Genomic DNA, 8,250 nt, shown 5'->3' on the forward strand with positions numbered 1-8,250 from the left:
GCATGTCTCAGGCCATGTCTCAGGTGTCGAGCACCGTCACGTCGATCCCGGACAGCCGCTCCGGGTCGGCCAGGATGTCGAGGCGGACCACCTTGCCGTGCGGACCGACGGTGAAGGCCATGACAGCGGCTGCCGTGTCGCCCTCGGGCACCGTGACCAGCCCAGGAGCGCCGTTGACGAGCGCGAGCCGGGCGAACGGCGAGAAGCTGCGGTACATGAATGCCTGACTGGCCACCGCCCGCGCTCCGCGCACCAGCTTCGAGCTGCCCTGGGGGGCCGGCAACGCTCCGCCGTCCACGCGCAGCTCGATGTCCGGGTCGAGCAGGGAGAGCAGTGCGTCGAAGTCTCCGCCGCGCGAGGCGGTGAGGAAGGCTTCCACGACCTCACGCTGACGGGTGAGATCGGGCTCGGGAGCGGGTGCCGCGCCCTGGACCCGGCGCCGGGCCCGGCTGGCGAGCTGACGTGCGGCGGTGGGGGTTCGGCCCACCATGGGCGCGATCTCGTCGAAGGGCACGGCGAACATGTCGTGCAGCACGAACGCCAGCCGCTCCGCGGGCGGCAGCGCCTCGAGCACCACCAGCAGGGCGAGCCCGACCGAGTCGGCGACCAGCGCCTCCTGCTCGGGGTCGGTGCCGCTGATGCTGCTGACCACCGGATCGGGCACGTACACGTCCAGCGGGTCCTCCCGCCGCGAGGTGCGCGCACGCAGCATGTCCAGGCACACCCGGCCGACGACCGTGGTCAGCCAGCCCGCGAGGTTCCGGACCTCGTCGGTGTCCGAGCGGCTGAGTCGCAGCCATGCCTCCTGGACGGCGTCATCCGCCTCGCTGAGCGACCCCAGCATGCGGTAGGCCACCGCCCGCAGATGGCCCCGATGGGCCTCGAAACGCTCCGCCAGGAACTCGCCGTCGTCCATCGCTCACACTCTCCCGTCCGTTCTGCCGACACTCCTCTGACGGAGCGGACGGGGAGGATGTGACGAGCCTGGCTGATCGGCTCAGCTCTGCCAGGAGAGGAAGGTCGACCAGGCGGCGGAGCCCACGGCGAAGGTGGGGCCGTCGACGACCTTGGAGTCGTGGAGGTGGACGGAGTGGGGGCAGGTGGCGACCTCGACGCACTCGCCGCCGCTGGAGTCGCTGTAGGAGGACTTGCGCCAGTCGAAGGCCACCTCGACGCAGCTGCCGCCACTGTCGTCGCTGTAGCTTGACTTGAACCAGCGCAGGCTGTCGTTCATCTCTGCTCTCCTGCCAACTGCTCGATGAGGCCCAGTGATTCACGAGGGCCCAGGGCCTGTGAGCGGATCCTCGCATACCGCTGGGACAGCGTGCTCACCTTGCTGCGGTCCTTGATCAGGAGGCTCTCGCCCTGCAGCTCCAGATAGACCAGATGGTCGTGCTCCGGGGTCTCGACGATCTCCACCCCGCCGCGAGCTCCTGCGTACTCACCGCCGATTCCGGCGTCCAGCGGCAGCACCTGAAGGGTCACATTGCGTCGTCGTGCGCACTTGGCCAGGAACTTCAGCTGGTCACGCATGATCTCCGCACTGCCGATCGTGCGCCGTAACACCGATTCCTCAAGCACCAGCTCGATCAGGGCCACCGGCTGCCGGTCGAACAGCGCCTGCCGCGCCGTCCGCGCCTCGACCAGCTCCTCCACGCGCGGCTCCGGCAGCGGGGGATAGCCCCCGCCGATCAGCGCCCGTGCGTACTCCGGCGTCTGGAAGAGCCCGTGCACGACCAGCGTCGCGTACAGATGCAGCGCGACCGCCTTCTGTTCGAGACCCGCATAGTCCTGGAACTGCTTCGGGTACTTCTCCAGGCGTACGGGCGCCCGCGCATCCTCGAAGAAGCCGAGACCCTCCCCGATCTCCCGCTCCAGCCCCACGAGCATCTCGTCGCTCGGTGCCTGCGCGCAGGTCTCCGCCGCGCTCACCGCGGCACCCGAATAGCCGATCCGCTCGCCGAGCTGCGGCTGTGTCAAGCCCGCCCGGATGCGCATCTTGCGGATCATCTCGGCCACCAGTCGCGTGGCCGGACCCGCCGTTTCCTTGTTCTCCGCACGCGCCATACCGATCACCATTCGACTCAACCGGACTCAACCGGTCACCACCGGCCCACGCCGAATTCGACCCGATTCAAGGCGTGTTTGCGCTGGTCAACCGACTCACCACACCTCGGCCGTGTCACGGAAAACGCTAACCGGAAACCGCCAGACTGGATACGTGATTGCAGAAACTCGCCAAAGCAAGATCGGCTGGGTTCCCGAACGCGGATTCCAGCTCCGAAAAGCAGGCGTCCAATTCGACGCGGTACGCATCGACGGGGACCAGGGCCGCGATCTCGCCGACTTCCTCGGAGAGCTGACGGGCGGCGACCCGGGGCCCGTGGTCATCGAGGCGAATGGCCGGCATGGCGTATATTTCCTGCTCCCCGTGGGCAGTACGTCGCACAGGGCCTGGCCGCGCGGAGTGACCCGATTCAATTCTTCCCCGGGCGCCATCAGTTTCGTTCCGGTGCCCGCCCTCACGGGCCGGACCTGGCCACTGTCATGGCGCTTTCCCCCGGTCAACGCGCACCGTTTCGTGCATCCGCTGCTGCTGCGGTCGGCGGCGTCCGAAGTGCTGAGACCGGGCTCCTGAGATGACCGGAGTCGTTATGCGTATGCGGCAGGAAAATGGTGATGGTGCGAAAATATGCTCCATGGTCCTGGCTGTCCCCGTCACGCTATTCCTGAGCGGTGACGTCATGCCGGGCCGGGGCGTCGACCAGATCCTGCCGCACCCCGGTGACCCCGCCCTGCGCGAGGGATACATACGCGACGCCCGCGACTACGTGGCCCTCGCGGAGTCGGTCAACGGGGTGATTCCCCAGCCTGTGGATTTCTCCTGGCCCTGGGGGGACGCCCTGGAGTCCCTGGGCGCCGTGCTGCCCGACGTACGCGTCATCGATCTGGAGAGCAGCGTCACCACCAGCGACGACTTCGCCCCCGGCAAGCCCGTCGCGTACCGCATGCACCCGGGCAACGTCCCCTTCCTCGCGGCGGCGCATCCGGATGTCTGCGCCCTGGCGAACAACCACGTGCTCGACTTCGGCCGCCGGGGCCTGGAGGACACCGTGGACGTGCTCAGCCGGGCGGGTCTCGGCCCGGCAGGGGCGGGGCGGGACGCGGAAGCGGCACGGCGGCCCGTCGCCGTCGACCTGGGGGACGGCCGTGGGCGGGTGCTCGTAGTGTCCTGCGCCATGGCATCGGCCGGGGTCCCCTCCCGCTGGGCGGCGGGGGAGCGGCGGCCGGGAGTCGACTTCGTACCCGACCTGTCCGCCCGCAGCGCCGACGCCCTCGCCCGGCGTCTTGAGTCCGTGCGCGGCGTCGGCGACCTGACCGTGGTGTCGATCCACTGGGGATCGAACTGGGGCTACGGCGTCTCACAGAGCCAGACCGCGTTCGCCCGCCGCCTGGTGGACGGCGGCGTGGACCTCGTGCACGGCCACTCCTCCCACCACGCCCGCCCCATCGAGGTCTACCGGGGCAAGCTGATCCTCTACGGCTGCGGCGACCTGATCGACGACTACGAGGGCATCACCGGCTATGAGCGCTACCGCGCCGACCTTCGCCTGATGTACTTCCCCGCACTCGACCCGGACACCGGTGAGCTGACCGAGCTGCGCATGGCGCCGCTGCGCGCCCGGCGCATGCGGCTGGAGCACGCCCCGGCAGCCGACCGTGCCTGGCTGTGCGAGGTGCTGAGCAGGGCCGGGCACGCCTTCGGGACACAGGTGGAGCCGGATCCGCGCCGTGCGGGTGGTCTGACGCTGCGCTGGCGGCGGCGCTGAGCCCGTCAGGTCAGGTCATGGTGGTCACCACGACGGTCGCCGTGATCGCCACCATCGCCGCCTGCATGTTCCGGATGGCCTCGCGCAGACTGTCGCCGGCCCACTGTCCGGACGCGATCTCCGTCATCCGTGGCTCGACCGTCTTCTTCGGCAGGTCCGGGAAGGCGAGTCCGTACAGCTTCGCGCCCTGGAGCAGCGCGACAAGCCCCGAGGTGCGGACATCGGGCTCCGCCCCCTCGAGCACCACCGCGGCCAGCCGCGCCCGCAGCTCACGCTCGACCGTGCCGTCCGCCTCCGGATAGCGGCGCAGCGGGAAGATTCCGAGCGCCTTGCGTCGCTCCTCGACCACCAGACCCCGGGCGCACAGGCTCTCGACCGTCGCGGACACGGCCTTCGACTGGTCCTTGGTCAGCCAGTCGGTCACCCGGCGCTTGCCGCCGCGCTTCGCCCAGGTGATCAGCAGCTCCAGGCGCTTGTCGAGCAGCGGGACGCCCGTCGGGGTGGTGTCGGTGATGCTGAGGCGCCCGTCCGCGACCGCGACGCGCTCCGCCATGACCAGCTCCAGCAGGATCCCGCCCGCGACCGCCCAGCCCGCGGACTGGCGTTCCCTCGCCGCACCGGACTCGTCGTCCAGCGACAGCAGGGCCACCTCCTCGGCGAGTGTGACGTGCGTGCCGGGCGGGCTGGGTGTGACGGTCATTCGACGGACTCCCTTGCGACATAGGTCAGTTCAACGAGGACAGAAGATGGCCTGTTTGCCACCTACCGTCGTTCTCGTTGCGTTCCCCGAACGAGGAGACACCATGGCCGTCCAGCCGGTTCCCGAGGGATACACCACCGTCACGCCCTGGATCATCTGCAACGACACGGCGGGCCTCGTCGACTACCTCCAGCGCGCCTTCGACGCCGAGGAACTGGGCCGCTTCGAGATGGAGGACGGCACGATCGGCCATGTCGAGCTGCGGATCGGCGACGCCAGGGTGATGGGTTTCGACAGCCCGAAGGGCTGGCCGGTGACGCCCGCGTTCCTGCGGCTGTACGTGCCCGACGCGAAGGAGACCCACCGGCGCGCGGTCGGGGCGGGGGGCGAGTCGGTGACCGAGGTGACCCTTCAGTTCTTCGGTGACGAGGGCGGGCGGGTGCGCGACCCGTTCGGCAACATCTGGTGGATCCAGAGTCATGTCGAGGACGTGGACGAGGCCGAGACGGAACGCCGCCTCGGTGACCCGAAGTTCACGGGGGCGATGGAGTACGCCGTGGAGTCGCTGGTGGCGGCGGGGCCGAGGCTTCGGGAGGACATGGAGGACATGGAGGACACGACGGTGGGCTGAGCCGGGCCCGGACAAGGGCCCGCCCCCGGCGTTGGACGCCGGGGGCGGGTCGGTGGGTTGGCCGGATCGGTCAGCCGAAGCAGTTCGGGACGGGGTTGGTCCCGATGGCCTGGCAGTTGGTCGGCACGTTGTCGACGATCTTGGTCTTGCCGTAGGCGGTGATCGCGCCCAGATTGTGGATTCCGCCTGCGGGCTCGTCGGAGATGTTGCCGGTCACCTTGGTGTCGGTGAGCCGGACTTCGTCGCCTTCGCCGACGAAGATGCCGCCGCCCATGGCCCCGTTGCCGGGCGCCTGGTTGCCCGAGACCTTGGAGTCGCGGATCGCGAGCACCGAGCCCTCGTTCAGTTCGGTGAGGATGCCGCCGCCGTTTCCGTTGGCTGCGGTGTTGGCGTGGACCTTGCTGTCCGTGATCACTGTGGAGACATTGCGTTCGAGGTAGAAACCGCCGCCACCGGTGCCTTCGCCCTCTCCGCTCGTGGTGTTGTACGCGACGGTGCTGTCGCGCACGACGAGTGTGCCGTCGTCCCCGTAGATGCCGCCGCCAAAGGCGGCGTGGTTGTACACGACGGCACTCCGGTCGATCACGGTGGTGGTGGCGCCGTTGCCGTCGAAGCTGCTGTAGATGCCACCGCCGTAGTACGCGTAGTTGTAGGCGACCAGGCTCCTGGAGACCTTCAGCGTTCCGCCCCCCTCGCTGTAGACGGCGGCGTAACCATCGCTGTCGTCGGAGGTGTTGCCGGTGATCCTGGAGTCGGTGATCTCCACCTTGCCGCCGTCGTTGTAGACGGCGGCGCCGTCCTCGCCGGCGTTCTTGCTGAGGGTGCTGTTGCGGATGGTGAGGATGCCCTCGTTGAAGACACCACCCGCGTCCGCGTTCTCGAGATCGCCGACGGCGTTGCGGGTGACGGTGACGCAGTCGAGGTCGACCCGCCCTGCCGGGGACACTCTGATCGCGGCCCCGGCCTCGTCCTCAACAGTGGTGCCGCGGGTGAGGGTGAGATGGCTGAGCTTCAGGTCGCCACCGGACCCGACATCGAAGAGCCGGAAGGCGTCGGCGTTGGCGGCGCGCTGGATGGTGGCGCCGTTGCCGCGGATGGTGATGGGCTGGGTGATCGTCGGCAGACCGTTGCCGTCCTCGTTGACGGTGAGGGTGTAGGTGCAGTCCTTGGCCAGGACAAGGGTGCCGCCGGCGTCCGAGTTCAGGTCGACGAGGTTGGCGATCAGGTCGTTCGGGTCGCATTCCACGTATGTGGTGTCGTCGTCGCCGTGGTGGCCGTACTCGTCGCGGTCGCCCTTGTCGGTCCTACCGGCCTTGTCCGCCTTGCCGTGATCGCCCTTGCCTCCTTTCCCCTTGTCGCCCTTCTCCCTGCCCTCGTCGCCCTTGCCTTCAGTGCCCTTGCCTTCAGCGCCCTTGGGCGAGGTGGCGCGAGTGGCGGGCGTGGCCTCGGACGTGCGGCCCTCGTTGGCCTCGACGGTTGTGGTGGTGCCGATGACAGTGGCGAATCCGGCCGCGGCGAGGACGGCCAGCTTCCAGTGACGGCTCAGCATCGCCGTCTTGGGGCGGGGCGGGGCGCCCTGTGGTTCAGACATCCGATCGGCTCGCTTTCTTGTGACAGGCCGTCACGCCCCTGGTCCGGAAGGGGCGATACTGACTCAATCGAATCACACGAAAAGCGACAAATAGGATAATCGTTGAGTGGGCGTGTCGCCATCACGCGAGCCCGCCCCCGGCACGGATGCCGGGGGCGGGCAGAGGGGGGATCGGGGGTGGTCGCTGCGGGCCACCCGGTGTGTGGTTGTTGCGGGAGGGATCAGCCGAAGCAGTTCGGCACCGGGTTGGTGCTGCCCTCGCAGTTGGTCGGGACGTTGTCGATGATCCGGATCTTGCCCTGGGTCGTGACCTCGCCGTCGTTCTGGATGCCGCCGGCCTCCTCGTCGGAGATGTTCCGCGTCACCTTGACGTCGGTGAGGTCGAGGCTGCTGCCCTCGTGCACGAAGATGCCGCCGCCCTGAGCGCCGTTGCCCGGAGCCTGGTTGCCGTCCACCTTCACGCGCCGCAGCGCGACGGCCGCGTCCTCGGTCTCAAGGGCGAGACCGCCACCGCCGACAGCGGGACCGGCTTCCTCGCGGGCCACGGTCGTGACGTTGTCGAAGACCTTGCTGTCCTCGAAGACCGCCTCGTCCGAGAGCTGGGCGCCACCGCCCTCGCCGGTCGCCGTGTTGTCGTGGACGCTGGTCCCGCGTACGTGGAGTCCGCCGTCCTCGTGGTCGATACCACCGCCGTTTCCGTCGTCCTCGGTGTTGAAGGCGATCTCGGACTTCTCGATCTCCGTCACGCCGCCGTCGGACTCGACGCCGCCACCGATGTTGTGGCGGATGTCGGACTTCCAGATCGTCGAGGTGCCGCCATCGGTCTCGACGGCGCCGTCCGTTCCGATGTTCCGGTAGACCTTGGCGTCGTCCATCACGAGCTCGCCGTCATCGGTGTAGACGGCGGACCCGTCGTCGGCGGAGTTGCCCTCGAAGGTGGTCTTCTTGACCCTGGTGATGCCCTCGTTGAGGATGGCGCCACCGTCGTCGTCGGTGATGTCGTCGACGGTGTTGTTGACGAAGGCCACCATCTCCGTCTCGAGGAGCCCCGCCTCCTGGACCCAGATGGCGCCACCGCCCTGGTCCTCGGCGGACTTTCCACGGGTGAGGATGACGTGGCTGAGCTTCAGCTCGCCACCGGCCCCGACCTGGAAGAAGCGGAACTGGTCGGCGTTGGCCGCCCGCTGGATGGTGGATCCGTTGCCGTGGATGCTGATCGGCTGGATGATCTCCGGCAGACCGTTGCCGTCCGTGTTGGCGGTGAGGGTGTAGGTGCAGTCGGCCGCGAGGCGCAGCGAACCGCCGCTGTTCTCGTTCAGGTCGACGAGCGCCGCGATCAGGTCGTTGGGGTCGCAGTCCACCTCGCGCTCGTACCAGCCGCGCTTCTTGTCCTGCTTCTTGCCGCCGGCCTTGTCGCCCTTGTCGTGGCCGCCCTTGCCGCCCTTGTCCTTGCCGCCCTTGTCGCCGTAGTCGCCCTTGCCTCCCTTCTCCTTGCCTT

At 68.7% G+C, this 8,250-nt stretch carries 9 protein-coding genes; 3 read left to right on the top strand and 6 right to left on the bottom strand.

Translation table 11 applies throughout. The annotated features are described in order from the left end of the window. Positions 1–19: 19 nt before the first annotated feature. The 3 genes from ACFV6V_RS26510 to ACFV6V_RS26520 form a co-directional block, all read right to left on the bottom strand. Entirely contained in the window at positions 20–916 is an 897-nt protein-coding gene (locus tag ACFV6V_RS26510) for a sigma-70 family RNA polymerase sigma factor (RefSeq protein ID WP_385569640.1), read from the bottom strand. A gap of 81 nt (positions 917–997) precedes the next feature. Beyond that, on the bottom strand, positions 998–1,234 hold the full coding sequence (locus tag ACFV6V_RS26515; protein ID WP_385569643.1) for a DUF397 domain-containing protein: 237 nt from the start codon (positions 1,232–1,234) through the stop codon (positions 998–1,000). After that, a complete protein-coding gene (locus tag ACFV6V_RS26520; protein WP_385569645.1) occupies positions 1,231–2,067 on the bottom strand; it encodes a Scr1 family TA system antitoxin-like transcriptional regulator in 837 nt (278 codons plus the stop codon). The genes ACFV6V_RS26515 and ACFV6V_RS26520 overlap by 4 nt, the downstream gene beginning before the upstream one ends. Before the next feature lie 154 nt (positions 2,068–2,221). Between ACFV6V_RS26520 and ACFV6V_RS26525 the strand changes: the two genes are divergently transcribed. Continuing rightward, positions 2,222–2,638 (top strand): hypothetical protein, encoded by a 417-nt coding sequence (locus ACFV6V_RS26525; protein WP_385569647.1) that lies wholly within the window; start codon positions 2,222–2,224, stop codon positions 2,636–2,638. A gap of 61 nt (positions 2,639–2,699) precedes the next feature. Further along, positions 2,700–3,830: a CapA family protein gene (locus tag ACFV6V_RS26530; protein WP_385569650.1), complete on the top strand. Its 1,131-nt coding sequence runs from the start codon at positions 2,700–2,702 to the stop codon at positions 3,828–3,830. A gap of 10 nt (positions 3,831–3,840) precedes the next feature. Here ACFV6V_RS26530 and ACFV6V_RS26535 read toward each other — a convergent pair whose 3' ends face one another. Further along, positions 3,841–4,530, bottom strand: a complete 690-nt coding sequence (locus tag ACFV6V_RS26535; RefSeq protein ID WP_385569652.1) for a GPP34 family phosphoprotein — start codon at positions 4,528–4,530, stop codon at positions 3,841–3,843. 103 nt (positions 4,531–4,633) lie between these two features. Here ACFV6V_RS26535 and ACFV6V_RS26540 point away from each other — a divergent pair, with 103 nt between their 5' ends. Next, positions 4,634–5,161, top strand: coding sequence for a VOC family protein (locus ACFV6V_RS26540; RefSeq protein WP_385569654.1), 528 nt, complete (start codon positions 4,634–4,636; stop codon positions 5,159–5,161). A gap of 70 nt (positions 5,162–5,231) precedes the next feature. On the opposite strand, the gene ACFV6V_RS26545 is transcribed toward ACFV6V_RS26540, so the two are convergent. Together ACFV6V_RS26545 and ACFV6V_RS26550 are read right to left on the bottom strand one after the other, a co-directional pair. Next, on the bottom strand, positions 5,232–6,752 hold the full coding sequence (locus ACFV6V_RS26545) for a hypothetical protein (RefSeq protein ID WP_385569657.1): 1,521 nt from the start codon (positions 6,750–6,752) through the stop codon (positions 5,232–5,234). 221 nt (positions 6,753–6,973) lie between these two features. Next, the coding region (locus ACFV6V_RS26550; protein WP_385569660.1) for a right-handed parallel beta-helix repeat-containing protein at positions 6,974–8,250 on the bottom strand (1,277 nt) is incomplete at its 5' end.

The sequence above is a fragment of the Streptomyces sp. NPDC059828 genome (genome assembly GCF_042731955.1).
Classification (GTDB): domain Bacteria; phylum Actinomycetota; class Actinomycetes; order Streptomycetales; family Streptomycetaceae; genus Streptomyces.

Bases quoted from the DNA above. Each gene is read 5' to 3' on its own strand.
- ACFV6V_RS26535 (WP_385569652.1), bottom strand. From the start codon at position 4,530: ATGACCGTCACACCCAGCCCGCCCGGCACGCACGTCACACTCGCCGAG.
- ACFV6V_RS26510 (WP_385569640.1), bottom strand. From the start codon at position 916: ATGGACGACGGCGAGTTCCTGGCGGAGCGTTTCGAGGCCCATCGGGGC.
- ACFV6V_RS26515 (WP_385569643.1), bottom strand. From the start codon at position 1,234: ATGAACGACAGCCTGCGCTGGTTCAAGTCAAGCTACAGCGACGACAGT.
- ACFV6V_RS26545 (WP_385569657.1), bottom strand. From the start codon at position 6,752: ATGTCTGAACCACAGGGCGCCCCGCCCCGCCCCAAGACGGCGATGCTG.
- ACFV6V_RS26540 (WP_385569654.1), top strand. From the start codon at position 4,634: ATGGCCGTCCAGCCGGTTCCCGAGGGATACACCACCGTCACGCCCTGG.
- ACFV6V_RS26530 (WP_385569650.1), top strand. From the start codon at position 2,700: ATGGTCCTGGCTGTCCCCGTCACGCTATTCCTGAGCGGTGACGTCATG.
- ACFV6V_RS26520 (WP_385569645.1), bottom strand. From the start codon at position 2,067: ATGGCGCGTGCGGAGAACAAGGAAACGGCGGGTCCGGCCACGCGACTG.